This is a genomic window from Streptomyces sp. NPDC004065 (assembly GCF_044903565.1).
Lineage (GTDB): Bacteria > Actinomycetota > Actinomycetes > Streptomycetales > Streptomycetaceae > Streptomyces.
Genome location: NZ_JBJDQT010000023.1, coordinates 81,211 through 107,176 on the forward strand (window position 1 = coordinate 81,211; position 25,966 = coordinate 107,176).

The window sequence follows — 25,966 nt, forward strand, 5'->3', positions numbered from 1 at the left end:
CGCCGGTGGGGTATGGCCTTGCCGGCGGCCCCTCCCCTCACCTGCGTCCCGGGGTTGTTCCCCAACGGTTGGGGGGGGCGCGCCCCGCGCGCGGGGGGGGTGGGGTGCGCGCGGCCCGCGCCAGTCAGGGGGGAGTGGGTCAGTACGGGCGCTGCATCCGGCGACGCCACCAGGCGAGGGCCGTACCGATCAGCAGGATCCCGGCCGCGCCCGCCGCCGCCGAACCGGCGATCAGCACCGTGTTGTCCGTGCCCGCCGACGCGCCCGCCGGCCGCAGCGCGTCACCGAGCTGGCTGCGCACGTCCGTGCCGCTCTTGGTGCCCTTGGCCAGCGGCCCGCGCGAGCCGGAGGTCGGCTCGGCCACGTACGGGAAGTACTTCTCGAACTTCTTGTCGTTCTCGTCCACCGCGTCGCCGAGGTCGTTCTTGGCGCCGACCAGCTCGCCCTCCATCACCTGCAGGGCCTCGTCGATCACGTCGTCGGTGAGCCGGCGGCCGTTGGGGAAGCCCGCGTTGTCGCCGTCGAGGACGCCCAGCCGCTTGGGATGCGCGGCCGGCTTGATCGAGGTGTTCAGGCGCAGCTCCTCCGCGGGGCGCACCTTCGGGGGCTGGTTGAGGCCCTTGACGCCCTTGAGGAAGACGTTGACGAGGTCGTTGCGCGGCTCGGCGGGCGCCTTGATCTTGTAGATCTGCTCGATCAGCTTGGGCAGTTCGGGGTTGGTGACGTTCTTCAGGAACTGCGCGTCGTCCCACGGCGCGGACGCGTTGAACTTGTCCTTGTCCTTCTGCGGGTTGACGACCTCGTTGACCAGCGGGTTGCCCAGACGCGAGACCTGGCTCCAGCCGCCGCGGGCGTTCTTGCGCTGGGTGGTGGACCAGATGCCGACGACCGGCTGGTGCGCGGACTCGCGGATCATGTCGTTGGGGACCTGGAGGGCGATGGTGTTGACGTTGTAGCCCTTGAGCGTGTCGTTGCCGACCTCGGAGAGGTTCCCGCCGTACAGCAGGTCGAAGACGCGCAGGTCGAGGAAGAACGGGTCGTCGGCCTGCCCGGCGAAGGTCGAGGCGCCGCTCGCCGTCTTGTGCACGGCCTGGGACCGCAGCTTGCCGTAGTCCGGCATGGACGCCTTGCCCACGTTCGACGGCGCCACCGGCACGCTGTCCGCGAGCCGGGTCTTGGACACCAGCTTCTGGTGGCGCAGCTTGATGAGGTCGATGTCGTACGTCTGCGTGACGTTGAGGTTCGGGTCGTCGATGCTCTTCACCGGACCCGTGTTGTAGAGGAAGGTGTTCTTGTTCTTGACGTGCGTCTTGAACGTGTAACGGAAGATCAGCTCGCTCTGCGCGTCGCCGTTGTTGTCGACGTGCAGGTCGTACTGGGCGTCCTCCGCGAAGGTGTAGAAGTTGGGGCCGCCCGCCGGCTCCTCGAACGGGATCCAGTTCGCCACGATCGTCGTCGTGTCCGGCTTGTCCGGGCTGACGAACGCGTACACGTCCGTGTTGTCGTACTGCGGGGTGCCCGAGATGAGCGGGGCCTCGCGGTGGCTGGAGGCGGAGGCCGCCCCCGGCTCCAGCGTGGATACGCCGGCGGCCGCGAGGCCCCCGGCGGCCAGCGCGCCGCAGATCAGGGACGCCAGGCCCCTGCGTCCCGCACGGTCCCCGGAGAGACTGGAGAAAGGTGTCATGCCGTTCCGTCCTCAGTGCCGACTTGCCTGTCGCTCGGGCATTCGGAGAGGCTGCGCGGGCGGATTGGTCGGTCGGGGAAATTTTCTTTTTCCCTGCTCGACCCGCGTTTCGGGGCCGCTGATCCGTATTCCGTCGAAGGGTGCGCGCCCGCCGCGCGCACCCGTGTGCACAGCGAACGGCCCGCGGGCGGGCCGCCGGAGAGGGGGAGACGGGTGGAGGCGGACGAGCTTCTGGTGCTCGTGGCAGGGGGCGATCAGAAGGCATTCGAGGAGCTGTACGGGCTGGTGTCCGGGCCCGTGTACGGGCTGGTGCGGCGCGTGGTGCGCGACCCCGCGCAGTCCGAGGAGGTGGCCCAGGAGGTCCTGCTCGAACTCTGGCGCTCCGCCGGCAGGTTCGACCCGGCGCGCGGCAGCGCGCTGTCCTGGGTGCTCACCGTCGCCCACCGCCGCGCCGTCGACCGGGTGCGCAGCGCCCGCGCCGCCGGCGAACGCGAGCAGCGCGAGGCGGTGCGCGCCGGGTTCCCGGCCTTCGACCACGTCGCCGAGGAGGTCGAGGCGGGCCTGGAGCGCGAGTGGGTCAGGCGCTGCCTGGACCGGCTCACCGCCCTCCAGCGGCAGTCCGTGACCCTCGCCTACTACGACGGCTACACGTACCGTGAGGTGGCCGAGCGGCTGTCGCTGCCGCTGGGCACGGTCAAGACGCGGATGCGCGACGGGCTGACCCGGCTGCGCCAGTGCCTGGGAGGTGTCGCATGAGCCTTCTCGACCGCCTCTTCGGGCGCGAGGACCTGCACTCCCTGGCCGCGCCCTACGCCCTCGACGCGCTGGAGCCCGCCGAGCGGGTCCGCTTCGAGCGGCACCTGAGGAAATGCGGCCGCTGCGCCGCCGAGGTGCGCGAACTGTCCGAGGACGCCGTACGGCTGGCCTGCTCCGCCGCCGCCCCGGCGCCCGCCGCGCTGCGCGACCGGGTACTGGCCGCCGTGCGCAGCACCCCGCAGGACCCCGCGCCCGGCCGGGCGCACACCCCCCAACTCCCCCCGCACGTCTGGGGAACCCAGCCGCCGCCCGGACGCAACCGTGCGCCCCGGCCGCGCCCCCTGTTCGTGCCGTTCGCCACCGTGACGGCCGCCGCGGCCCTCGTCGTCGCCGCGCTCTTCGCCGTGCAGGCGAACCGGACGCAGGGCGAACTCGACGCCCAGCGCGACCGGGCACGTGAGATCGCCCACGTTCTCGCCGCTCCCGACGCACGGGCCACGAGCGGGCAGGACGGGCGCGGGCACAGTATCGGAGTGATCGCCTCCGCATCCGAGGGCCGAGCCGTCGTCACGCTGAGCGGATACACCGCCCCGCCCAGCGGCCGGGTGCGCCAGCTGTGGCTCATGCGCCCCGGCGCACAGCCGCGCTCCCTGGGGCTCTTCGCGGCGGACACGCCCCTGGTCGCCTCCGGTCTGACCCGCTCCGCCACGTCACTGGCCGTGACCGTCGAACCTGACGGAGGGTCACCTCGGCCGACCACGCAGCCGATTGTTCAACTCGCCTTGAAATCTGTCGGATTCGGAGAGTAATCGTCAACCCCCTTACGGGGAAGGTGAATCCTGTGACCGAGATGCACGAGTGCCCCAAGGGGGCGATAGGGTTACTCTGCCCGGGCCGGGTGGACTCGTACGGGTGGGGAGTGACATGGAGCAGATAACAGTGCGCAGCAGGGCGAGGGTCCCTGCGATCACCTGCGGGAGCAGCGCGACCAGTTCGCGTCTCGACCGCCATCTCGCGGTGCTGTCGGGACCGGCGCTCCCGCAGCGCGAGACGGCCGAGGCGACCTCGCTGATGCGTGAGCTGACCGCGCGTGACGTGCGCGACCGCACGGGCAGGGACGCACGGGTGCGCCGGGTGTCGCTGTTCGCGCCGCTGCGCCGGCTGCGCCGCTCGCTGTTCGGCGGCCGCTGAGCGGCACCGGCGTTCCCTCGGATCCCGTTCACCACTGGCACCACCAGCACCACCAGGCCCGCGCTCAGGCGACCACGCCGTCCCGGCGCAGCGCTGCGATCTCCTCGCCCGTCATCCCCACGGCACGCAGCAGCTCGTCGGTGTGCTGCCCGAGCGCGGGCACGTCCCCCATGCGCGGTTCGGCCCCGCCCGGCAGGCTGACCGGCGGCAGCAGTGCCCGCAGCGGCCCGGCCGGCGTCCCCACCTCCCGCCACCGCTCCCGGGCGGCGAGCTGCGGATGGTCCGCCACCTCGTACACGTCCCGCAGGCGCGCGCACGCGATGCCCGCGCCCTCCAGCCGCCGCAGCGCCTCGTCGGCGCCGAGCGAGCCCAGCGCCTTCGCCACCAGTTCGTCGGTGCGCTCCCGGTGCGCGACCCGTGCCGCGTTCGTCGCGAACGCCGGGTCCGTGCCCAGCTCGGGCCGCTCCAGCACCCGCGCGGCGAGCCGGCGCCACTCCCGGTCGTTCTGCACCGACAGCAGCACCCGCCCGCCGTCCGCCGTGGCGTAGGCGTCGTAGGGCGCGATGACGGCGTGCGCCAGCCCGGTGCGCGCGGGCGCCCGCCCGCCGTGCATCGCGTGGTGCAGCGGATGCCCCATCCACTCGGCGAGCGCCTCCAGCATCGACACCTCCACCGGGCCGCCCCGCCCGGTCGTGCCGCGCCGCACCAGCGCCGCGAGCACGCCGGAGAAGGCGTACATGGCCGCCGCGATGTCCGCCGCGGGGATCCCCGCCTTCACCGGCTGCTGGGGCGTGCCGGTCACCGACACCAGCCCCGCCTCGCACTGCACGAGCATGTCGTAGGCCCGCTTGTCCGCGTACGGCCCGCCGGACCCGTACCCCGAGATGTCGACGGCGATCAGCCGCGGGTGCGCGGCGCACAGCGTGGCCGCGTCCAGCCCGAGCCGGGCCGCGGCGCCCTGGGCGAGGTTCTGCACGAACACGTCGGCGTCCGCCACCAGCCGCCGTACGGCGTCCAGCCCGCGCGGGTCCTTGAGGTCGACGGCCACGGACTCCTTGCCGCGGTTGCACCACACGAAGTGCGAGGCGAGGCCCGCGGCGGCGGTGTCGTAGCCGCGCGCGAAGTCGCCGCCGTCCACCCGCTCGACCTTGACGACCCGCGCCCCGAGATCGGCGAGCTGCCGGGTGGCGAAGGGCGCGGAGACGGCCTGCTCGACGGCGACGACGGTGATGCCCTCCAGGGGCAGGGGAAGCTGGTCCATGGCCGGATCATGACCCGCTCCCCCCACTCCTGTCAGCACCGGCCCCGGCACAGCGCCCGGGTGCGGGCTCTCGGGGGCGGGGAGAAAAAGGGCGAACCGGCCCTCGGGGTTTCAGAGAAGGGCGAACTGGCCCTCCGGGCCCTCTTCGTGGTGGTCCAGTACCGAGGCGGGGCGGCGGGCCGTGGCCGGGACGGGCAGCACACCGGCCTCGCGCAGCTCGGCGGTGGTGATCGGGGCCGCGTCGGCCGGTTCGGGCCCGTCCCGGCGCACCTCGGCCAGCAGCGCCAGGACGGTGATCAGCTCCAGCAGTTCGGAGGTCCACGTCTGCGGCCAGGCGGCCGGGCGGAGCGCCGCCAGGGTGCCGGGCGCGCCCTCGGCCGTCCTGGCCGCGAACCACTGCTCCAGCACCCGGACACCGCCCGCCTCGAAGTCCCAGGCCTCCGGCGGCACCGGCGCGATGCGGCCCTCGTCCAGGTACAGGGCCTCCTCGTCGCGGTCGTAGCGCAGGGCGAGGGGACGGGCCGGCAGCGGGGCGCGGACGTAGGGGCGCCGGCCGCCGGGGAGCTTGGGGCGCTCGCCGTCACGGCGCATCAGCCACAGCGTCCGGCGGCCCAGCCGCACGCCCCGCTCCCACCGCTCCGGGTCCGCGGTGAGCGGGACGGCCGGGCCGTGCGGACCGGGCCGTGCCGTCGCCAGCGCCCAGGCCAGAACGTCCACCGCCGTGGGCCTGTCCCCGAGACGGACGGCCAGGTGGTCCAGCAGGCCGGGCGCGAGGTTCGGCTCCTCGGCGCCCGGGCGGCGGTACAGCGGGCGGACGCGGTCCGGGCGCAGCAGGGGTATCAGGGACGTCGCCAGCAGGAGCGGGCCCGCGGACCCGGGGGCGGGGGCCGTCGCGGTCACGAAGATCTGGCCGGCGTCCGCCACCCGCCACAGTTCGGGGCGGGCCGCGTCGATCAGCCGGTGGTCGGGGATCAGCCACTGCTCGTCGAAGGGCGCCACCAGCACCCGCACCGGCTCCGGGCACGGGCCCGCGGCACGGACGAGCCGCTCCGTGCCCCCGCCGTGCCCCGGCAGCTGACCGACCGCCGTGTACGGCGTCCGGGAGCGCGTCGGCTCGAACAGCACCTCCCGGCCGGCGCCCTCCGCCTTCAGCAGGGCGTCCCAACGGGCCCGCAGACTGGCCGCGTCGGGCGCCACCGGCCACGTCCGGCCGAGCCGGACGGGTGCGACGGACCACGGCATGAGATCGGCCAGCGGCATCGCGTCGTCGTGCGTCACGCCGGGCATCGTACGGCCTGCCACCAGGCCCCGGTCAGGTGGCGTCGAGCGTGACGGTGAAGGAGAAACGGTCCCCCCGGTAGTGGATGACCGCCACGTCCAGCGCCCGCCCCGACGCGTCGTAGGTGACACCGGTGTAGTGCAGGATCGGGCTCAGCAGCGGCACCTGGAGCAGCCGCGCGGTCTCCGGGTCGGCCAGCCGCGCCTGCACGGTGTCCGTGATCCGGCTGATGCCGGCGCCCGCCACGTCCCGCAGCACCTTGGTCATCGGCCACCGCAGCAGGTCCTCCGCCGCGATGCGCCGGGCCAGTTCCGGACGGACGTAGTTGCGGGCGTGGTTGGTGGGCTCGCCCGTCTTCTCGTCCGCGCGCAGCCGGTGGTAGGCGGCCACCTCCGTCAGATCCGGGAAGTGTTCGGCGAGTTCGGCGGGCACCGGCGTCGTGCCGTGGTCCAGCAGTTCGGTCGTCATGCCGGACTGCTGGGCCACGATCGCGTCCACCGAACCCAGCAGCCGCACCGGGGCGCCGCGCAGGACGCCCGGCTCGATGAACGTGCCGCGCCGCCGGTGACGGGTGATCAGGCCCTCGTCCTCCAGCTCCTTCAGCGCCTGCCGCATCGTCAGCACGCTCACGCCGTAGTGCGCCGCCAGCTGCTCCTCGGTCGGCAGGCGCAGCGGGTCCTGCGGCGAGCGGCCGAGGATCGAGGCGCGCAGCGACTGCGACACCTGGTACCACAGCGGCAGCTTGCGGTTCAGGACGATCGAGTCCGGGGCGAAGGAGGTCACGGGCCATCCGTACCTGTAGGCAACGATCAGTGCAAGGGGCGGAAGTGACGCTCCAGGCCCTGCCAGACGTCGTCGTAGCGCTGCTGGAGATGGTCCGCGCGCGCCGCGTGCGGGGTGAGCGTCACCGGCCAGCGGGTCTCGAACATGAACGCCAGCCCGTCGTCGATCTTCTGCGGCTTCAGCTCGGCCGCACTCGCCCGGTCGAAGGTCTCCCGGTCCGGGCCGTGCGCCGACATCATGTTGTGCAGCGAGCCGCCGCCCGGCACGAAACCTTCCGCCTTGGCGTCGTAGGCGCCCTCGATCAGGCCCATGTACTCGCTCATCACGTTCCGGTGGAAGTACGGCGGCCGGAAGGTGTCCTCGCCGACCAGCCAGCGCGGCGCGAAGACGACGAAGTCCACCCCGGCCAGGCCCGGGGTGTCCGAGGGCGAGGTGAGCACGGTGAAGATCGACGGGTCGGGGTGGTCGTACGAGATCGACCCGATGACATTGAAACGGCGCAGGTCGTAGACGTACGGCAGATGGTTGCCGTGCCAGGCGACGACGTCGAGCGGGGAGTGGTCGTAGGTGGCGGTCCACAGGTTGCCGCAGAACTTGTTCACCACCTCCACCGGCCCTTCCACGTCCTCGTAGGCGGCGACGGGCGCGAGGAAGTCCCGGGCGTTGGCGAGGCCGTTGGCGCCGATCGGGCCGAGGTCGGGCAGGCGGAAGGGGGCGCCGTAGTTCTCGCACACGTACCCGCGGGCGGTGGCGTCCAGGAGCTCCACGCGGAAGCGCACCCCGCGCGGGACCAGCGCCACATGGCCGGGCTCGGCGTGCAGCAGCCCGAACTCCGTGCGCAGCAGCAGCCCGCCGCGCTCCGGGACGATCAGCAGCTCGCCGTCCGCGTCGCTGAAGACCCGCTCCATCGAGGAGTTGGCGTGGTAGAGGTGCACGGCCATGCCGGCGCGCTGGGTGACGTCGCCGTTGCCGCCGAGCGTCCACAGACCCGCGAGGAAGTCCGTGCCCCGCGGCGGCTCGGGCAGCGGGTTCCAGCGCAGCCGGTTGGGGTCCGGCGCGGTCTGGGTGAAGGGCGCCGTGCGCAGGGAGCCGTTGCGGGTGCGGGTGAAGGCCGGGTGGGCGGCCGACGGGCGGATGCGGTACAGCCACGAGCGGCGGTTGTGCGCGCGGGGCTCGGTGAACGCCGAGCCGCTGAGCTGCTCCGCGTACAGCCCGAGGGGGGCGCGCTGCGGCGAGTTGCGGCCCTCGGGCAGCGCGCCCGGCACCGCCTCCGAGCTGTGCTCGTTGCCGAAACCGGAGAGATAGGTCAGTCCCTCCGCGGTCTTGCGTGCGTCCCCGCTCATCATCGCTCCCTTGCCTGCCACTGCCTGCCACCGCCTGATTCCTATGGCACACCATAGGAATGCGGTTTCCGCTACGCAAGAGGTACTCCGGTCCTCCTCGCGCCGGACGGCGTACGGCGGGCCGAACCAGACTTGAGAGGGATCCGGCCACGCGGACCGCTCCTCTACCCTCCCCGCATGAAGTCGTGGACGCGCGGACTTCCCGCCGCGCTCGCGGTCTGCGTCCTGCTGCTCGCCGGGCCGGCGGGGTGCGGCCCGAGCGGCGGGCGGGGGAGCGGGCAGGGGCGGTCGCAGGCGCCGGCGGGCCGGCTCCTCGACCGCACCGACGAGCAGGGACGGCACTACCGCGAGGTGGACGGCGGGGGCGCGCCCGAGGTGGGCGTCGAGGTGCAGCCGGAGCCGGACGGCAGCTGGGAGGTGCGGCTGACCGTGCGCCGCTTCCGCTTCTCCCCGGCCGGTACGGCGGCCCGCGCCACGGCCGGGCGGGGGCTGGCCCACCTGCTGGTCGACGGCCGGCTCGTCACCCGCCTGCACGGCCCCGCGTACCGCCTGCCCGCCCGGCTCGTCCCGCGCGGCACCCACCACGTCACGGCGCGCCTCTACGCCGACGACGAGACGGCGTGGGCGGTGTCCGGCAGGCCCGTGCAGAGCACGGCGGACATCACGGCGTCGGTGCCGGAGGCGTAGGCCGCGGTCAGGGGTGCCCCGGCGCGCAGTGGGCGTGGGGGGCGCTCGCGCAGGGGGAGGGCGCGCTTCACCGCGCGGTGGGGGTTGGGCATCATGAGGGGCGTGCCCCATGTGACCCCGCTACGCCGTGCGCCCGTGCAGCGGCGCAGTGCAGAACGGCTGACCAGGATCCTCGACGCGTGCGCCGACCTCCTCGACGAGGTCGGCTACGACGCGCTGAGCACGCGCGCCGTCGCGCTGCGGGCGGGCGTGCCCATCGGCTCGGTCTACCGCTTCTTCGGCAACAAGCGCGCGATGGCCGACGCGCTCGCCCAGCGCAACCTCGAGCGCTACACCGAGCGGGTCGCCGAGCGGCTGAAGGGGACCGCGGAGCAGGGCTGGCGCACCGCGATGGACGCCGTGCTCGACGAGTACCTGGCGATGAAGCGGACCGCGCCGGGCTTCTCCCTCGTCGACTTCGGCAACCAGATACCGGTCGGAACCGGCCAGTCCCGGCCCAACCGCCGGGTCGCCGACCGGCTTACCGCCCTGCTGTCCGGCTACCTCCACCGCGAGCCCGACGACGATCTGCGCCGTACGTTCCTGATCGCCGTGGAGACCGCCGACACCCTCGTCCAGCTCGCCTTCCGCGTCGCCCCGGAAGGGGACGAGCGGATCATCGAGGAGATGCGCGAGATGCTGCGGGCCTACCTGTCCCGCGTCCTCGACTGAACGAGCCCCGAAGCCCGGACGGGCGACCCCCGGAGCCCGGAGCCCGTACGGGCGAGGCCCGGAGCCCGCAGGTCGTATGGGCGAGGCCCGGAGCCCGGAGGCCGGACGGGCGAGACCCGGGGCCCGGACGGACGAGGCTGCCCGGAGCCCGGAGGCTGCCCCGGGGTGCGTGCCCGGCGCCTACGGTGCCCGCGCGTGCCGTACCGCACATCGTGGTGCGGGTTCCCGTGAGGGGGGTCCCCTCCATGCATACCGGTCGGTATGCTCGGGGCCACTTCGGCGCCCGCGCGTGGCTGCCGTCGCCCTCATCCACCGGGAGGTCACGTGACCCGCACCGCCCTGCGTATCTGTCCCCTGTGCGAGGCCACCTGCGGGCTGACGCTCACGATCGACGGCACCCGCGTCACCGGCGCGCGCGGCGACCGGGAGGACGTGTTCAGCAAGGGGTTCATCTGCCCCAAGGGCGCCTCCTTCGGGGCCGTCGACGGCGACCCGGACCGGCTGCGCACCCCGCTCGTGCGCAGGGACGGCGAGCTGCGGGAGGCCACCTGGGAGGAGGCGTTCGAGGCGGTCGCCGCCGGGATCAGGCCGGTCGTCGAGCGGTACGGCCCCCACTCCGTCGGCGTCGTCCTCGGCAACCCCAATGTGCACACCATGGCCGGCGCCCTCTACCCGCCCGTCCTGCTGGCCGCCCTCGGCACCCGGAGCCTGTTCACCGCCTCCACGCTCGACCAGATGCCCAAGCACGTCTCCAGCGGCCTGCTCTACGGCGACGCCAACGCCATCCCGGTCCCCGACCTGGACCACACCGCTCATCTGCTCCTCATCGGCGCCAACCCGCTGGAGTCCAACGGGAGTCTGTGCACCGCCCCCGACTTCCCCGGCAAGCTCAAGGCGCTGAAGGCCCGCGGCGGCACCCTCACGGTCGTCGACCCGCGCCGCACCCGCACCGCCCGGCTCGCCGACCGGCACGTCGCCGTCCGGCCCGGCACCGACGCCCTGCTCCTGGCCGCCCTGGCGAACGTCCTCTTCGAGGAGCACCTCACCGACCTCGGGCACCTCGCCCCGCACGTCCAGGACGTCGACGAACTCCGCGAGGCCATACGCGACTTCACGCCCGAAGCCGTGGCCGGGGCGTGCGACGTCGACGCGCCGCTGATCCGCACCCTCGCCCGTGAACTGGCCGCCGCCCCCACCGCCGCCGTCTACGGCCGCATCGGCAGCTGCACCGTCCCGCACGGCACCCTGGCCAGCTGGCTCGTCGACGTCCTCAACATCCTCACCGGCAACCTCGACCGGCCCGGCGGCGCCCTCTTCCCGCAGGCGGCCACCGACAGAACGCCCCGGCCCGCCGGTCCCGGCCGCGGCTTCGCGCTCGGCCGCTGGCGCTCCCGGGTGAGCGGACACCCGGAGGCGAAGGGCGAGTTGCCGATCTCCGCGCTCGCCGAGGAGATCGACACGGCCACGCCGGACGGCGAGCCGGTCCGCGCCCTCATCTGCGTCGCCGCCAACCCCGTGCTCTCCGCCCCGGACGGCGACCGGCTGGACAAGGCCCTCGGCTCCCTCGACTTCATGGTGAGCGTGGACCCGTACCTGAACGAGACCTCACGCCACGCCCATGTCGTCCTGCCCCCGCCGCCGCCCGCGCAGAGCCCGCACCACGACTTCGCGTTCAACACCCTGGCCGTGCGCAACCAGGTCCGCTACACCCGCCCCTCCGTCCCCCTGGAACCCGGACGGATGGCCGAGACCGAGATCATGGCCCGCCTGATCCTCGCCGTCACGGGCATGCAGGGCGCCGACCCCGCGGAGGTCGACGCCATGGTGATCGCCCAGACGCTCGGCCGGGCGGTACGGGACCCGCACTCGCCCGTCCACGGCCGTGACACCGAGGAACTCGCGGGCCTGCTCACCGGCACCGGCGGCCCCGAGCGGCGACTGGACCTGATGCTGCGGCTCGGCCCCTACGGCGACGGCTTCGGCGCCCGGCCCGACGGGCTCAGCCTGCGGAAACTGCTCGCGCACCCGCACGGCATCGACCTCGGGCCGCTGCGCCCCCGTCTGCCCCAGCCGCTGAAGACGGCCAGTGGCCGGATCGAACTGCTGCCGGCCCCCCTCGCCCAGGACCTGCCGCGCCTTCGGCGGGCCCTGCGCGAGCGCCCCACCGGGCTCGTCCTCGTCGGCCGCCGCCATCTGCGCTCCAACAACAGCTGGATGCACAACGTGCCCGCCCTCACCGGTGGTTCCAACCGCTGCACCGTGCACATCCACCCGGAGGACGCCCGGCGGCTCGGCATCGACGACGGCGCCCCGGTGCGGGTCAAGGGCGCGGGCGGCGAGGTGACCGCGCCCGCCGAGGTCACCGACGGCGTACGGCCCGGCGTGGTCAGCCTGCCGCACGGCTGGGGACACGACCGGCCGGGCACCCGCCTCACCCACGCCGCGACCGACCCCGGCGTCAACGTCAACCAGCTCCTCGACGGCACCCTCCTCGACCCGCTCTCGGGCAACGCCGTGCTCAACGGCATCCCCGTCGAACTGACCCCCGCGGTCTGAACCGGCCGTCCGGCGCCCTCGGCCACGGATTCCGCTTCCCGGCAGCAGAACCGGGCCCGGACCCCGGGTCCCGGGCCCCCGTCCCCGGGGAGTTCGGCCCCGCCTCGGGCCCGGGTTCCCGCCCCTGGAGCCCGGCCCGGTCCCGGGACGTGCGTTCCGGGACCCGAGGACGGCTCCCGGGCCCGGCTTTCGAGCCTCGGCCTCCGGCCCTGGGGGCCTTGGCCTCCGGTGCCGGCCCCGGCCCCCGGCTCACGGGTCCTGGACCCCCGGTCCGGCCACGCGCCGGTCCACGGGGGCGAGGAGCCGGGGTGGGGCCCAGAGCCCCAGCCGGGCCCGGGCCCACGGGCCGAGGGCCGCGCCCCGGGGTCGGAGCCGGGCCCGGCGGCCGGAGCCGAGGGTCCGGGGAGCGGGGGTCGCTGGGCCGGACGGGGGACATGGGACGGCGCGTCGGGCCCGGGTTCCCCGTGCTGGGGAGCGGACGTGAAAGAGAGTCAGGTGAAAGAGCGATTTGTATGAAAATCGTCTGACTCGGAGGAGCGCTCATGCCCACCCTGACACTCCCACGCAACCTCGGCTCCCGCGCCGGTGCAGCCGCCGCTGTCACGGCCCTGACCGCGGCGGGTGCCACGTGGCTGGCGGCGCCGTCCGCCGTGGCCCAGACCAACGGCGACATCAGAATCCACCGCGTGGGTGTCCCGTTCGGCGTGACGAAGGACGATCCCCTGGTCTGCCGGTTCTACCTGGACGCCACCAACTTCGGTGCCGACGTAAGCGTCACCTACCGGATCGAGCCGCAGCCCCCGGCCCCCACCGGCGACGGCTACAACGGCTCGATCACCCTCGCCGGGGGCGTCGGCCAGAGCGAGCCGCTGGGGCTCGCCGACGGGCAGTACCGGCTGATCTTCCCGAACGTCCCGGAGGGCACCGTGCCCCCGCGCCGGGAGAAGATCTTCCGCGTCAACTGCCACGACGAGAACGGGCGCCGCGAGGGCGCCCAGGGCCCGGGCGGGCAGGGCCCGGGCGGGCGGATCGGCGACCCGGGTGAACGCGGCGAGGCGGGCGACCGGGGCGGCCGGTCCGGCGACGACTCCGGCCGCGGTGAGGGCGACCAGGACCAGCGCGGCACGGCGGCCGCGGCCGGGAAGAGCGACTCCGGCGGCCCCCGGGGCGGTGTGCACGCGGGTGGCGGCGGCCTCGCGGCCCGGACGGCCGCGGCCTTCTCGCCGGTGACCGGCGCCGCGGCCGTGGGGCTGGTCGTGGTGAGCGGGCTCGTGTACCTCCGGCTGATCCGCCGGCGTCCCTATGGCGCCGCGTAGGCGCGGACGCAGGCCCTGGCACCGGACCCGCGCCTACCGCCTGCTCCGGACGGCCGTCCTGGCGGTCGTCCTGGTGACGGCGGGGGTCCGGTGCGGGGGGCACCACGCGGGCCCGGCGGCGGACCGGGCCGGCCACGGCTCCGCGGCACGGGCGTCCACGTCCCCCGCCGACGACGGGGACGGCGGCAGCTCCGACGGGAACGGTCCCGGCGGCGAGGACTCCGCCTCGGCCGGCGCCCCCTCCTCGCCCCCGCCGGAGCCCCTGCCCCGGTCCCGCGCGACCTCGCTGCGCGTCCCCTCCCTGGGCATCGACGCACCCGTCATCGGCATCGGCCTGGACAAGGACCGCCAGCTCGAGGCGCCCCCGGTCGACAAGCCCAGACTCGTCGGCTGGTACGAGAACGGGCCCACGCCGGGGGAGTCCGGCACGGCCGTGGCCGTGGGGCACCGCGACACCAGGACCGGCGCCGCCGTCTTCGCCGCCCTCGGGCAGGTCGCGCCCGGCAAGCACGTCGAGGCCCGGCGCGCGGACGGCCGTACCGCCGTCTACACCGTGGACAAGGTGCGGGTCTTCGACAAGACGCGCTTCCCCGACAAGGAGGTCTACGGCCCCGTCCGCCGCCCCGAGCTGCGCATCATCACCTGCGGCGGCCTCTACACCCACAAGGACGGCTACTCCAGCAACGTGGTGGTCTTCGCCCACCTGACGTCGACGCGATGAGACCGGCGGGGACGGGGGCCCGGACGGGCCGTGTGCGCAGGTGGGCCGGGGCGCGGACGGGCCGCGCGCGCCGCCCGCGCACGCGGACCGCCCGCCCCCTCGGCCCGTGCGCCCCGTCCAGCGCACCCTGGCCCACGCGGGTGGCTGAATCCGAGCGTCCGCTTTCTCACTTCGTGGACCCCGGTGCCCGATCCCGCCCGGTGTCTTCCCCCGGGCGCGCACATTCCGTTAACTTCCGTGACTCACACGCCCGTACGACCCGCACGTGGCGTCCGACCGCGGAGCGGCAGCGCTCCGGGTGAGTTGCGGGGGCATCCCTCATGACACGCGCCATCTCTCTGCACGACGTCAGCAAGACCTACGCCAAGGGCGTCCGCGTGGTGGACCGCCTGTCGCTCGACATCGCGCCGGGCGAGTTCCTCGTGCTGCTCGGGCCCTCCGGCTGCGGCAAGTCCACCGTGCTCAGGATGATCGCCGGACTGGAGGAGATCACCGAGGGGCACTTGCTGCTCGACGGCGAGTACGCCAACGAACTGCCCCCCTCGGCGCGGCACATGGCGATGGTCTTCCAGAACTTCGCGCTCTACCCCAACATGACCAGCCGGGACAACATCGGTTTTCCGCTGCGCATCGAGTCTCCCGGCACGGACCCCGGCGTCCGGGTCGGCGCCACGGCCCGGATGCTGGGCATCGAGGACCTGCTCGACCGCTTCCCCGCCCAGCTCTCCGGCGGCGAGCGCCAGCGCGTGGCCATGGGACGGGCCATCGCCCGCCACCCTTCCGCGTTCCTGATGGACGAGCCGCTGTCCAACCTCGACGCCAAGCTCCGCAACCACCTGCGCGCCGAGATCGCCAAGCTGACCCGGGAACTGGGCGTGACCACGGTCTACGTCACCCACGACCAGGGCGAGGCCATGTCGCTGGGCGACCGGGTCGCCGTGCTGCGCGGCGGCGTCCTGCAGCAGGTCGGCACGCCGCGCGCCGTGTACGGGCTGCCCCGCAACGTCTTCGTGGCGGCCTTCGTCGGCACCCCGCGCATCAACCTGCTGCGCGGAGTGGTCCGCGCCCCGCTCGACGGCGCGATGACCATCAGCCTCGGCAAGCAGTTCCTGCGCCTGCCCGAACCCCTCTCGCTCGACCACCAGTTGCTGCGCGTGCAGCAGGGCCGGGAGGTGATCGTGGGGCTGCGCTCGGAGGCCGTACGCATCGCCAAGGCGTCCTCGGCCCGGCCCGGCGAGGTGCCGATCACCGGCCTGGTCGAGCACATGGAGTTCCAGGGGCACGAGGTGCTCGTCCACTTCGACACCGGCTCGCGCCCCGCCGTCGTACCCGATCTGGAGGCCCCGCGGCCCGCCCGCCGCCCGGTCCGGCGGCGCCGCCGGGAGGGCACGGTCCTGGAGCGGCTGCGTGAGCGGGCGGGCGCCCTGCGCGCGGGAGCCGTCGGCGTGCTGGACCCGCCCGCGGGTGCCGGGTACGACGCGGGCGCCGGGTACGGCGCGGGCGGGTACGAGGCGGAGGCCGGCGCGCGGGCGGGTGCGGCGCGGGAACCGGAGCCGGCCCCGTCCGCCGAACCGCGGCTGCCCGGCGACCTGGTCGTCCGCACCACGCCGGACATCCGGCTGCGCCACGGCATGCAGGTGCCGCTCCTGGTCGACCTCGCCCACCTGTTCGTCTTCGACCAGCACGGCGACCGCATCTGCCCGTCCCCGGACCGTCTGCCCGACCTGGAGGAGTGAACCCGGAGCCCCCCGCCCGCCTTAGGGTCCTGCGGCTCTCCCGGGTCCTCCGGCTCTGCCGGGTTCGCCGGAGCCTCGACTTCCGGGTCCTCCGGCGCGTGTGCGGCCCCCTGGGACGGCCGCCGGAAGCCCTCCGGCCGGACCCCCGCGCGACCCCCTGGCGCCAGAAAACTATCGGCGCTAGTTTATGGGGCTGTCGGTAGGTTGTGACGCGACTGCGCGGCCGTGGACCCCCGCGGACGCCCAGGACGCACCCCCCGCCCCGGAGGAGCACCATGAAGGCACACGACGGCATGTACATCGACGGCGCCTGGCGCCCCGCCGCCGGCCGGGACGTCATCGAGGTGGTGAACCCGGCCGACGAGCAGGTCATCGGCACCGTCCCGGCCGGCACCGCCGAGGACGTCGACGCGGCCGTACGCGCCGCCCGCGCGGCCTTCCCGGCCTGGGCCGCCACCCCGCCCGCCGAACGGGCCGGCCGCCTGGCCGCCCTGCGGGACGTCCTCGTGGTGCGCAAGGACGAGATCGCCGAGACCGTCACCGCCGAACTCGGCTCGCCCCTGGCGTTCTCCCAGAGCGTCCACGCGGGCGTGCCGATCGCGGTCGCGGGCTCCTACGCCGACCTCGCCGCCACGTACTCCTTCGAGGAGAAGGTCGGCAACTCCACCGTCTACCAGGAGCCGGTCGGCGTGGTCGGCGCGATCACGCCCTGGAACTACCCGCTGCACCAGATCGTCGCCAAGGCCGCCCCCGCGCTGGCCGCCGGCTGCACGATCGTGCTCAAGCCAGCCGAGGACACCCCGCTCACCGCCCAGCTCTTCGCCGAGGCGGTGCACGAGGCGGGCCTGCCGGCCGGTGTCCTCAACCTGGTCACCGGCCTCGGCCCGGTCGCGGGGCAGGCCCTCGCCGAGCACCCGGACGTCGACCTGGTGTCCTTCACCGGCTCCACCGCCGTGGGCCGGCGGATCGGCGCCGTCGCCGGCGCCGCCGTCAAGAAGGTCGCACTCGAACTCGGCGGCAAGTCCGCCAACGTCATCCTGCCGAGCGCGGACCTGGCCAAGGCCGTGAACGTCGGCGTGGCCAACGTGATGTCCAACTCGGGGCAGACGTGCAGCGCCTGGACGCGGATGCTGGTGCACCGGGACCAGTACGAGGAGGCGGTCGGACTCGCCGCGGCGGCCGCCGGGAAGTACGGCGACCGCATCGGCCCGGTGGTCAACGCCAAGCAGCGGGAGCGGGTGCGCGGTTACATCGAGAAGGGCGTGGCCGAGGGCGCCCGACTGGTCGCCGGCGGCCCCGGATCCCCGCACGAGCGGGGCTACTACGTCAGCCCGACCGTGTTCGCCGACGTCACCCCGGACATGACCATCGCCCAGGAGGAGATCTTCGGCCCGGTGCTGTGCGTGCTGCGCTACGAGGACGAGGACGACGCCCTGCGCATCGCCAACGGCACCGTCTACGGCCTGGCGGGCGCCGTCTGGGCGGGCGACGAGGCGGAGGCGGTGGCCTTCGCCCGCCGGATGGACACCGGCCAGGTCGACATCAACGGCGGCCGGTTCAACCCGCGGGCCCCCTTCGGCGGGTACAAGCAGTCGGGCGTCGGCCGCGAACTGGGCGCGCACGGCCTGGCCGAATACCTTCAGACCAAGTCCCTGCAGTTCTGAGGCCCGGGCCCGTTCCCGGAGCCCGCACGAGCCCGTGCCGTAGCCCGACCGGGACCGTTCCCCGGACCGCCGGGCCCGTTCCCCTGGCCCCCGAGCCCCCGTCCGCCGCCTCCTCGCCACCCCAGGAGCTTGCCCATGGCCGTACGTGCCGCCGTCCTGCCCGCGATCGGCTCCCCGCTGGAGATCACCGGGATCGAACTGCCCGAGCCCGGCCCCGGACAGGTCCGCCTGCGCCTGGCCGCCGCCGGGGTCTGCCACTCCGACCTGTCGCTGGCCAACGGCACCATGCGGGTCCCGGTGCCCGCCGTCCTCGGCCACGAGGGCGCGGGCACCGTGCTGTCCGTCGGCGAGGGCGTCACCCATGTCGCACCGGGAGACGCCGTGGTTCTCAACTGGGCGCCCTCCTGCGGCCGTTGCCACGCCTGCTCGCTCGGCGAGGTCTGGCTGTGCGCCAACGCGCTGAACGGCGCCGCCGAGGTGTACGCCCGCACCACCGACGGCACCCCGCTGCACCCCGGTCTGAACGTGGCCGCCTTCGCCGAGGAGACGGTGGTCACCGCCTCCTGCGTGCTGCCGCTGCCGGACGGCGTGCCGCTGACCGAGGCGGCCCTCCTCGGCTGCGCCGTCCTCACCGGCTACGGCGCCGTCCACCACTCGGCGCGGGTGCGGGCGGGGGAGAGCGTCGCGGTGTTCGGCGTCGGCGGCGTGGGCCTGGCCACCCTCCAGGCCGCCCGGATCGCGGGCGCCACGACGATCGTCGCGGTGGACGTCTCCCCGCAGAAGGAGGAACTGGCACGGGCGGCCGGCGCCACCGAGTACGTGATCGCCTCCGAGAACACCCCGCGCGAGATCCGCGCCCTCACCGGCGGGCAGGGCGCCGACGTCGCCGTGGAGTGCGTGGGCCGCGCGGCCACCATCCGCGCCGCCTGGGAGTCCACCCGCCGCGGCGGCCGCACCACGGTCGTCGGCATCGGCGGCAAGGACCAGCAGGTCACCTTCAACGCGCTGGAACTCTTCCACTGGGGCCGCACCCTGTCCGGCTGCGTCTACGGCAACTGCGACCCGGCCGAGGACCTGCCGGTGCTCGCCGGCCATGTGCGCGCCGGACGCCTGGACCTGGGCGCGCTCGTCACCGACCGGATCGCCCTGGACGGCATCCCGGCGGCCTTCGACAACATGACCGCCGGCAAGGGAGGCCGCGCCCTGGTCGTCTTCTGACCCTCCCGAGCCGTCCCGCCGCCCGGGTGGCCCGGGAGAGCCCGGGCTGCGATTCTGCGGGCCACCCGCTCGGGCCGCGGCTCCCCGGCCACCGGGGCGGGCCGCAGCCTCCCGGGACCGGTGGGGCCCGACGCCACGGCCCCGGCCAGGACCCGGGCCCCGGGGGCCCCACTGGTCCCGGCCCCTTGCTTCCCGGACGTCCGTCGGCCCGTCGGCCCATCGGCCCGTCGGCCCGCCCGGCTGCGCGGCCGGAGGGCGCCCGCGCCGGACCGCGGCCCTCAGCCCACCCGCTCGTGCGGCGCCTTCCCGGCCGTCCGTGTCCCGGTCCGCGACGGCCCCGGCCGCCGCGGCCGCGAGCGGGACACGGCCACACCGGCCAGGCACAGCACCCCGCCCACGAGCGTCAGCGGCCCGGGGACCTCGCCCAGCGCCAGCCACGACATCAGCACGACCAGGGCGGGTACGGCGTACGTCGTCGCGCCCATGCGGCTGGCGGTCGTGCGGGCCAGCGCGTACGCCCATGTGGTGAACGCCAGCGCGGTCGGGAAGACCCCCAGGTACACCATGTTCAGCGTGGCCGGCAGCGGGGCGCGGGCGGCCTCGTGGACCAGCTGACCGGTGAACGGCAGACAGGCCACCGCCCCCACCAGGCAGCCGAACGTGGTGGCCTGCAGCGGGCTCGCCCGGCCCAGCACCGGCTTCTGCGCGACCACCCCGGCGGCGTACGCGAAGGCCGCGAGCAGGCACAGCACCACGCCGAGCAGCGACGAGCCGCCCCCGCCCGACATGGACAGCCCCACGGTCACCGCCCCCGCGAACGACACCGCCATGCCCGCCAGCAGCCGCGGCGGCATCGGGTCGCCGAGCAGCCGGGCCCCGAGCAGCGCGATGAGCAGCGGGCCCACGTTGACCACCAGGGCGGCGGTCCCCGCGTCCACCTGCCGCTCGCCCCAGTTCAGGGCGACCATGTAGAAGCCGAACCACAGCACCCCGGACAGCGTGATGCCGCGCCACGCCGAGCGCGGCGGCAGCCCCTCCCGCCGTATCAGGCACAGCGCGCCGAGCGTCAGGGCGCCGGCCAGCAGCCGCCCGAGGGCCAGCGCGCCCGGCGAGTACGCGCCGCCGGCACTGCGGATCGAGACGAAGGCCGAGGCCCACAGCACCACGGTGACCGAGGCCGCGCCGGCGGCCAGACGGGACGGGGAGATCTTCATCATGCTCCAGAGGCTAGGCAGGGGACCGGACAGGAGTCCGGCGGTTTTCGGACGGGGCGCACGGCTGCCGTCGGCGTCCGGGACCGGGCGGCCGCCCCGTCTCGGGCGGCCGGGCGGTCCCGGGCGGTCGGCCCGGCGTCCCCGGGCCGGCGCCGAGCCGCCGGGCGGTCAGCCCAGCGCCGCCGTGCCGACGCCGAGCAGCGCCGACAGGGCCTGCCGCCCGGCCGGGGTGAGCCGTACCGCCCGGGTCGTGCCGACGCGTACGCACCAGCCCGCGTCCAGGGCGTGCCGGCACAGCGCCGCGCCCGCGGCGCCCGCGAGGTGGGGACGGCGCTCGGTCCAGTCGAGGCAGGCCCGGGCCAGGGGCCGGCGGCCGCGACGGTCCAGGCCGATGCCGGCGTCCTCGAACCACCGCAGGCCCGCGTCCGTGAGCGCGAACCCCGTGTCCTGGCGCAGCAGGCCGCGCGCGGTCAGCGCGTCGGTGACCGCGATGCCGAGGCGGCCCGCCAAGTGGTCGTAGCAGGTCCGCCCGCGGGCCATCGCCGAGCCGGCGCTCGCCTCCCGCAGGGTGCGCGGAGCCCGGGCCGGCACGGGCCCGGCCTGCGCGGCCAGGTCCTCCACCAGCTGGGCCACCCGCTCGTCGGCGAGCCGCACGTACCGGTGCCGCCCCTGCCGCTCCTCGGCGAGCAGGCCGCCGGCGACCAGTCTGCCCAGGTGCTCGCTGAGCGTGGAGGCGGCGACGCCCGCGTGCCGGGCCAGCTCGCCCGCCGTCCACGCCCGCCCGTCCAGCAGGGCCAGCAGGCACGTGGCCCGGGTCTCGTCGGCGATCAGCCCGGCGAGCGCGGCGAGACCCGGGGCCTGCGCGTCCCTGGGCGGTGTGCGTACCGTTCCGGTGCTCCTCATGCCTTCCAGCTTCGCGCACACATCGTTCGGCCGTCACCGAAGTGTGCGCGGCGGCGGCGACGGCCCGGCGTACGGGCGGTGCGGCGAGGCGGCCACGCGTACGGCCGGCCGTACGGGCGGGCGTACGGGGCGTACGGGTCGTACGGGCGGGCGTACGGCGGTGGGGCGCGCGGGTCCGCTCAGGCGCTCCGCGCCACCTGCTCGTACTGCAGCGCCAGTCCGTCCAGCAGCGCCGTCAGGCCCGTCTCGAAGGCCCGCTCGTCGATCTTCTCCTGCTGCTCGGCGAGCAGATGGGCCTGGCCCAGATGCGGGTAGTCGGCGGGGTCGTAGGCGCTGGCGTCGTCCACGAACCCGCGGGCGAAGGAGCCGAGCGCCGAGCCCATGATGAAGAACCGCATCAGCGCGCCGATCGAGGTGGCCTGGGCGGGCGGCCAGCCCGCGTCGACCATCGCGCCGTACACCGCGTCGGCCAGCCGCAGCGCGGCGGGACGGCGGCCGGGACCGCCGGCCAGGACCGGCACGATGTTCGGGTGGTCGCGCAGGGCGGCCCGGTAGGAGACCGCCCAGTCGTGCAGCGCGGTCCGCCAGTCGCGGCCGTCCTCGAACATCGACAGGTCGACCTGCGCGCTCACCGAGTCCGCGACCGCCTCCAGGATCTCGTCCTTGGTGCGGAAGTGGTTGTACAGCGAGGGACCGCTCACCCCGAGCTCGGCGGCGAGCCGGCGGGTGGAGACGGCGGCAAGGCCCTCCGCGTCCACCAGGTCCCGCGCGGTCGCGACGATGCGGTCGGTGCTGAGCAGGGGCTTGCGCGGTCGGGCCATGGCGCACATAGTAGGGCTGCGCCATAAAACTAGCAGTGATAATTTAAATTTCCGGCATCCGGCGATCCGGCGATCCGGCGTCCGGCATCCAGTGCCGAGTGTCCGCAGCACATGCTTTCCAGGTGGGGTGAACCGTCATGAACCTCGGACTCAGCGAGGAGCAGGCCGCCGTCCGGCAGCTCGCCCGGGACTTCGTCGAGCGCGAGATCGCCCCGAACGCCGTCGCCTGGGACCGCGCCGAGGAGGTCGACCGGTCCGTCGTGAAGAAGCTCGGCGAGGTCGGCTTCCTCGGGCTGACGATCGACGAGGAGTACGGCGGCTCGGGCGGCGACCACCTCGCCTACTGCCTCGTCACCGAGGAACTCGGCCGCGGGGACTCCTCCGTGCGCGGCATCGTCTCCGTCTCCCTCGGCCTGGTCGCCAAGACCGTCGCCGCCTGGGGGAGCGAGGAGCAGAAGCGGCGCTGGCTGCCGGGCCTGACCGCCGGCGAACTGGTGGGCTGCTTCGGCCTGACCGAGCCCGGCACCGGCTCCGACGCCGGCAACCTTGCCACCCGCGCGGTGCGCGACGGCGACGACTACGTCATCAACGGCACCAAGATGTTCATCACCAACGGCACCTGGGCCGACGTCGTCCTGCTCTTCGCCCGCTCCACCGACGCCCCGGGTCACAAGGGCGTCTCCGCCTTCCTCGTCCCCACCGACACGCCCGGCCTGACCCGCCGGACCATCCACGGCAAGCTCGGCCTGCGCGGCCAGGCCACCGCGGAGCTGGTGCTCGAGGACGTGCGCGTGCCCGCGTCCGCGCTGCTGGCGCCGGAGGGCAAGGGGTTCTCGGTGGCCATGTCCGCGCTGGCCAAGGGCCGGATGTCGGTGGCGGCCGGCTGTGTGGGCATAGCCCAGGCCGCGCTGGACGCGGCGGTGCGCTACGCCGGGGAGCGCGAGCAGTTCGGCAGGACCATCGCCCACCACCAGCTCGTCCAGGAGCTGATCAGCGACATCGCCGTGGACGTGGACGCCGCCCGCCTGCTGACCTGGCGGGTCGCCGACCTCGTCGACCGCGGGCTGCCGTTCGCCGTCGAGTCGTCCAAGGCCAAGCTGTTCGCCTCCGAGGCCGCCGTGCGCGCCGCCAACAACGCCCTCCAGGTCTTCGGCGGCTACGGCTACATCGACGAGTACCCGGCGGGCAAGCTGCTGCGCGACGCCCGCGTGATGACCCTCTACGAGGGCACCAGCCAGATCCAGAAGCTGGTCATCGGCCGGGCCCTGACGGGTGTGTCGGCCTTCTGAGACCGGACCGAGTACCTGGAGTGCGTACCCGGACTGAGTACCCGGACTGAGTATTCCGGCGGATGTGAGGGCGGCCACGTTCACCGAGGCTTGTCCCATGAGCGACACACCCGTCAAGCAGCAGAGCACGGCCGCCTTCTACGGCCAGGCCGTCGCCTCCTTCGCCGTGGCCATGGCGGCCACCGCGATCGGCATCCTCCGGCTGAGCGCCGACGCCTGGGTCCGGGGCTTCCTGGCCATCGCCGTCCTGTACCTCGTGACGTCCGCGTTCACGCTCGCCAAGGTCATCCGCGACCGGCAGGAGGCCGGGCAGATCGTCAGCCGGGTCGACCAGGCCCGGCTGGAGAAGCTGCTCGCCGAGCACGACCCCTTCGAAAAGCTCTGAGCACCGCCGGCGGCCGCCGGCCGCCACGCGCGCCACGCCCGCCACGCCGGCCACGGCCGCCTCGGCCGTCACTCGTTCGACCGGCCACGCTAAGCGAGCGCTCACCTTCGGCGGTATGGTGGAGCCCCTGACGCAGAGAGGGGCGAACGAGCGATGACTTCGGCGGAGGAGACGGCCTGCGGCGACGCGCAGCCATGGGGCGAGGTCACGCCCGACGCGGCCCGGCGGCTGCTCGTGGCCGCCGTGGAGGCCTTCGCCGAGCGGGGCTACCACGCGACGACGACCCGCGACATCGCGGGCCGCGCCGGGATGAGCCCGGCCGCGCTCTACATCCACTACAAGACCAAGGAGGAGCTGCTCCACCGGATCAGCCGGATCGGTCACGAGAAGGCGCTGGACATCCTGCGCACCGCGGCCCGGCGCGAGGGCAGCGCCACCGAGCGGCTCGCCGACGCAGTGAGTTCGTTCGTCCGCTGGCACGCCGGGGGGCGCACCACCGCCCGGGTCGTGCAGTACGAGCTCGACTCGCTGGGTCCCGAGGCACGCGCGGAGATCCTCGCGCTGCGCCGCCAGGTCGACGCCGAGGTGCGCGGGATCATCGAGGACGGCGTGGCGAGCGGCGAGTTCGACGTGCCCGACGTGCGCGGCACCACGCTGGCCGTGCTGTCGCTGTGCATCGACGTCGCCCGCTGGTTCAACGTCGACGGCCCCCGCACCCCGGAGGAGGTCGGCGCGCTGTACGCCGACCTCGTCCTGCGGATGGTCGGGGCCAAGCGGCAGGGCTGAGACCGGGCGCCCGGCCGTCGTGGGCGGGGCCCGGCCCGGCCGTCACAGGTAGTACCTGGCCACCGACTCCGCGACGCACACCGGCTTGTCGTCGCCCTCGCGCTCCACGGTGAAGGCGGTGGTCACCTGCACCCCGCCCGCCACCTCCTCCACACCGCTGACCGTGGCGGTGGCGCGCAGCCGGGAGCCGACCGGCACGGGGGCGGGGAAGCGGACCTTGTTGGTGCCGTAGTTGACGCCCATCCGCACGCCCTCCACACCCATCAGCTGAGGGCCGAAGAGCGGGAGCAGCGACAGGGTCAGATAGCCGTGGGCGATGGTCGTGCCGAACGGACCGGCGGCGGCCTTCTCCGGGTCCACGTGGATCCACTGGTGGTCGCCGGTGGCCTCCGCGAACAGGTCGATCCGCTTCTGGTCGATCTCCAGCCAGTCGGTGTACCCCAGCTGCTCGCCCACCGCCGCCTTCAGTTCCTCGACGGACGTGAAGATCCTCGGCTCTGCCATGTGCCCGGCCTCCCGCTTCGCGGTCTTGTCCCAGTGAAGATGTCTAAGCGACTGCTTAGCATGGCCGGGTGGGCGGCGCCTGTCAACGGACCGGCGGTGTGACGCGCCAGGCACGCCCCGCCGGGCGGTCGTCCGTGTGGTTCCCCCGTTGGTGACGGCCCGACGGCTGCCTGTTCTGAGCCCCGGTTGGTGACGGCCCGACGGCTGCCTGTCCTGAGCCCCGGTTGGTGACGGCCCGACGGCTGCCTGTGTGATTCCCCCGTCGCCGCTCGCGGGCGCGACCGGCCGTCGGCCGTTGTGCGCCCCCCGTTCGCACCACCCCTCGCGATCCCCCGTTCGCGAAGGCCCCCGTTCCCGCAGGGGTGCGGCGTCCCCCCGGCGCACCCCCGCCGTGCTCAGGCCGTGCTCAAGCCGGCACCAGCAGCGGCGCCCGCCTGGCGTGCGCCAGCGCCTGCGGTGTCAGGACGGGCCGCGGGACCAGGATCCCGCACTCCACGCAGACCGGACCGGACGAGGGTTCGTGGTCCAGGTCGTACCGCCAGACCAGGCGTTCCCCCTCGCACACCGGGCAGCAGTCCCCCGGCTCGCGCTCCAGCGCCGCGATCAGCCGGCGCAGCACCTCCGCCAGCGGCTCACGCGGGTGGACCCGCGGGTCGTCGCACCAGGCGACCCCGAAACCGCCCCAGGTCAGCCGGTGCCAGTCGTCCACGCTGCCCGGCCTGCGCAGCCCGTCGTGCTTCTCCTTCTTGCGGCGCCTGGCGAACCCGGCCTCGTAGTCGAGCCACACCGAACGCGCCTCCTCCAGCTCGTCCAGCGCGGCCACGAGCCGCACCGGATCGGGAGACCTGTCCTCCGGGCCGAACCCCGCCCGGGAGCACAGATGGTCCCAGGTCGCCCGGTGCCCGTAGGGCGCGAACCGCTCCAGGCACTTGCGCAACGAATAACGCCGCAGCGCCAGATCGCACCGCGGGTCCCTCACCTGTCTCGCCAGACTCCGGAAACCGGCCATCGCCCTGCACCTCCGTCACATCTGCAACTGCCTCTGCACTTCGGTCACTTCGGCGTCGTCGTACGGCGTCGTCGTCCCGCGCGGCCGTCACGACGGCGTCGCCGGTCGGACGTGCCGGCCCGGCTTTCGGCTCCATCCGATTCCCGATG

General features: G+C 74.4%; 24 protein-coding genes. 14 read left to right on the top strand and 10 right to left on the bottom strand.

Features of this window, described 5'->3' with window-relative positions; all coding sequences use genetic code 11:
* Positions 1-139: 139 nt before the first annotated feature.
* The gene (locus ACI2LW_RS23255) at positions 140-1,684 is read right to left on the bottom strand and encodes a DUF4331 domain-containing protein (protein WP_404733130.1); all 1,545 of its coding nucleotides are present in this window, start codon (positions 1,682-1,684) and stop codon (positions 140-142) included.
* Between the two features lie 213 nt (positions 1,685-1,897).
* Between ACI2LW_RS23255 and ACI2LW_RS23260 the strand changes: the two genes are divergently transcribed.
* From ACI2LW_RS23260 to ACI2LW_RS23270, 3 genes are all read left to right on the top strand, one after another.
* Complete coding sequence (locus ACI2LW_RS23260) at positions 1,898-2,440, top strand: sigma-70 family RNA polymerase sigma factor (protein WP_404733131.1); 543 nt, start codon at positions 1,898-1,900, stop codon at positions 2,438-2,440.
* Positions 2,437-3,249, top strand: coding sequence for an anti-sigma factor domain-containing protein (locus tag ACI2LW_RS23265; protein ID WP_404733132.1), 813 nt, complete (start codon positions 2,437-2,439; stop codon positions 3,247-3,249). The genes ACI2LW_RS23260 and ACI2LW_RS23265 overlap by 4 nt, the downstream gene beginning before the upstream one ends.
* 115 nt (positions 3,250-3,364) lie before the next feature.
* Positions 3,365-3,631, top strand: coding sequence for a hypothetical protein (locus ACI2LW_RS23270; protein ID WP_404733133.1), 267 nt, complete (start codon positions 3,365-3,367; stop codon positions 3,629-3,631).
* Between the two features lie 64 nt (positions 3,632-3,695).
* Here the strand turns inward: ACI2LW_RS23270 and ACI2LW_RS23275 are convergent, their stop codons facing one another.
* The 4 genes from ACI2LW_RS23275 to hmgA form a co-directional block, all read right to left on the bottom strand.
* Positions 3,696-4,892, bottom strand: coding sequence for a CaiB/BaiF CoA transferase family protein (locus ACI2LW_RS23275; protein WP_404733134.1), 1,197 nt, complete (start codon positions 4,890-4,892; stop codon positions 3,696-3,698).
* A gap of 111 nt (positions 4,893-5,003) precedes the next feature.
* Positions 5,004-6,179: a type ISP restriction/modification enzyme gene (locus ACI2LW_RS23280; protein ID WP_404733182.1), complete on the bottom strand. Its 1,176-nt coding sequence runs from the start codon at positions 6,177-6,179 to the stop codon at positions 5,004-5,006.
* 25 nt (positions 6,180-6,204) lie between these two features.
* A complete protein-coding gene (locus ACI2LW_RS23285) occupies positions 6,205-6,954 on the bottom strand; it encodes a GntR family transcriptional regulator (RefSeq protein WP_404733135.1) in 750 nt (249 codons plus the stop codon).
* A 26-nt stretch (positions 6,955-6,980) separates the two neighbouring features.
* Positions 6,981-8,297, bottom strand: coding sequence for a homogentisate 1,2-dioxygenase (gene hmgA, locus ACI2LW_RS23290; RefSeq protein ID WP_404733183.1), 1,317 nt, complete (start codon positions 8,295-8,297; stop codon positions 6,981-6,983).
* A gap of 177 nt (positions 8,298-8,474) precedes the next feature.
* Here hmgA and ACI2LW_RS23295 point away from each other — a divergent pair, with 177 nt between their 5' ends.
* From ACI2LW_RS23295 to ACI2LW_RS23330, 8 genes are all read left to right on the top strand, one after another.
* Complete coding sequence (locus ACI2LW_RS23295; RefSeq protein ID WP_404733136.1) at positions 8,475-8,984, top strand: hypothetical protein; 510 nt, start codon at positions 8,475-8,477, stop codon at positions 8,982-8,984.
* A gap of 93 nt (positions 8,985-9,077) precedes the next feature.
* Complete coding sequence (locus ACI2LW_RS23300) at positions 9,078-9,695, top strand: TetR family transcriptional regulator (protein WP_404733137.1); 618 nt, start codon at positions 9,078-9,080, stop codon at positions 9,693-9,695.
* A gap of 324 nt (positions 9,696-10,019) precedes the next feature.
* Complete coding sequence (locus ACI2LW_RS23305) at positions 10,020-12,251, top strand: molybdopterin oxidoreductase family protein (RefSeq protein ID WP_404733138.1); 2,232 nt, start codon at positions 10,020-10,022, stop codon at positions 12,249-12,251.
* Positions 12,252-12,793: 542 nt separating this feature from the next.
* Positions 12,794-13,567, top strand: coding sequence for a hypothetical protein (locus ACI2LW_RS23310; RefSeq protein ID WP_404733139.1), 774 nt, complete (start codon positions 12,794-12,796; stop codon positions 13,565-13,567).
* Complete coding sequence (locus ACI2LW_RS23315) at positions 13,554-14,288, top strand: class F sortase (protein ID WP_404733140.1); 735 nt, start codon at positions 13,554-13,556, stop codon at positions 14,286-14,288. The genes ACI2LW_RS23310 and ACI2LW_RS23315 overlap by 14 nt, the downstream gene beginning before the upstream one ends.
* A gap of 320 nt (positions 14,289-14,608) precedes the next feature.
* Complete coding sequence (locus ACI2LW_RS23320) at positions 14,609-16,024, top strand: ABC transporter ATP-binding protein (RefSeq protein WP_404733141.1); 1,416 nt, start codon at positions 14,609-14,611, stop codon at positions 16,022-16,024.
* A gap of 275 nt (positions 16,025-16,299) precedes the next feature.
* A complete protein-coding gene (locus tag ACI2LW_RS23325; protein WP_404733142.1) occupies positions 16,300-17,688 on the top strand; it encodes an aldehyde dehydrogenase family protein in 1,389 nt (462 codons plus the stop codon).
* A gap of 135 nt (positions 17,689-17,823) precedes the next feature.
* Positions 17,824-18,906, top strand: coding sequence for a Zn-dependent alcohol dehydrogenase (locus ACI2LW_RS23330; RefSeq protein WP_404733143.1), 1,083 nt, complete (start codon positions 17,824-17,826; stop codon positions 18,904-18,906).
* A gap of 278 nt (positions 18,907-19,184) precedes the next feature.
* On the opposite strand, the gene ACI2LW_RS23335 is transcribed toward ACI2LW_RS23330, so the two are convergent.
* The 3 genes from ACI2LW_RS23335 to ACI2LW_RS23345 form a co-directional block, all read right to left on the bottom strand.
* Positions 19,185-20,120 carry a DMT family transporter gene (locus ACI2LW_RS23335; protein ID WP_404733184.1) on the bottom strand — a complete coding sequence of 312 codons (936 nt, stop codon included), beginning with the start codon at positions 20,118-20,120 and terminating at the stop codon, positions 19,185-19,187.
* A 168-nt stretch (positions 20,121-20,288) separates the two neighbouring features.
* Positions 20,289-21,023 carry an ArsR/SmtB family transcription factor gene (locus ACI2LW_RS23340; RefSeq protein ID WP_404733144.1) on the bottom strand — a complete coding sequence of 245 codons (735 nt, stop codon included), beginning with the start codon at positions 21,021-21,023 and terminating at the stop codon, positions 20,289-20,291.
* A gap of 179 nt (positions 21,024-21,202) precedes the next feature.
* Positions 21,203-21,844 (bottom strand): TetR/AcrR family transcriptional regulator, encoded by a 642-nt coding sequence (locus ACI2LW_RS23345; protein ID WP_404733145.1) that lies wholly within the window; start codon positions 21,842-21,844, stop codon positions 21,203-21,205.
* Positions 21,845-21,981: 137 nt separating this feature from the next.
* On the opposite strand from ACI2LW_RS23345, the gene ACI2LW_RS23350 reads away from it, so the two are divergent.
* The 3 genes from ACI2LW_RS23350 to ACI2LW_RS23360 all read left to right on the top strand — a co-directional run bounded on the left by ACI2LW_RS23350 (position 21,982) and on the right by ACI2LW_RS23360 (position 24,304).
* On the top strand, positions 21,982-23,133 hold the full coding sequence (locus ACI2LW_RS23350; protein WP_404733146.1) for an acyl-CoA dehydrogenase family protein: 1,152 nt from the start codon (positions 21,982-21,984) through the stop codon (positions 23,131-23,133).
* A 97-nt stretch (positions 23,134-23,230) separates the two neighbouring features.
* Positions 23,231-23,518 carry a YiaA/YiaB family inner membrane protein gene (locus ACI2LW_RS23355; protein ID WP_404733147.1) on the top strand — a complete coding sequence of 96 codons (288 nt, stop codon included), beginning with the start codon at positions 23,231-23,233 and terminating at the stop codon, positions 23,516-23,518.
* Positions 23,519-23,671: 153 nt separating this feature from the next.
* Complete coding sequence (locus ACI2LW_RS23360) at positions 23,672-24,304, top strand: TetR/AcrR family transcriptional regulator (protein ID WP_404733148.1); 633 nt, start codon at positions 23,672-23,674, stop codon at positions 24,302-24,304.
* A gap of 42 nt (positions 24,305-24,346) precedes the next feature.
* Here ACI2LW_RS23360 and ACI2LW_RS23365 read toward each other — a convergent pair whose 3' ends face one another.
* Together ACI2LW_RS23365 and ACI2LW_RS23370 are read right to left on the bottom strand one after the other, a co-directional pair.
* Complete coding sequence (locus ACI2LW_RS23365) at positions 24,347-24,808, bottom strand: MaoC family dehydratase (protein WP_404733149.1); 462 nt, start codon at positions 24,806-24,808, stop codon at positions 24,347-24,349.
* A 406-nt stretch (positions 24,809-25,214) separates the two neighbouring features.
* Positions 25,215-25,817 carry a hypothetical protein gene (locus ACI2LW_RS23370; RefSeq protein ID WP_404733150.1) on the bottom strand — a complete coding sequence of 201 codons (603 nt, stop codon included), beginning with the start codon at positions 25,815-25,817 and terminating at the stop codon, positions 25,215-25,217.
* Between the last annotated feature and the right edge of the window lie 149 nt (positions 25,818-25,966).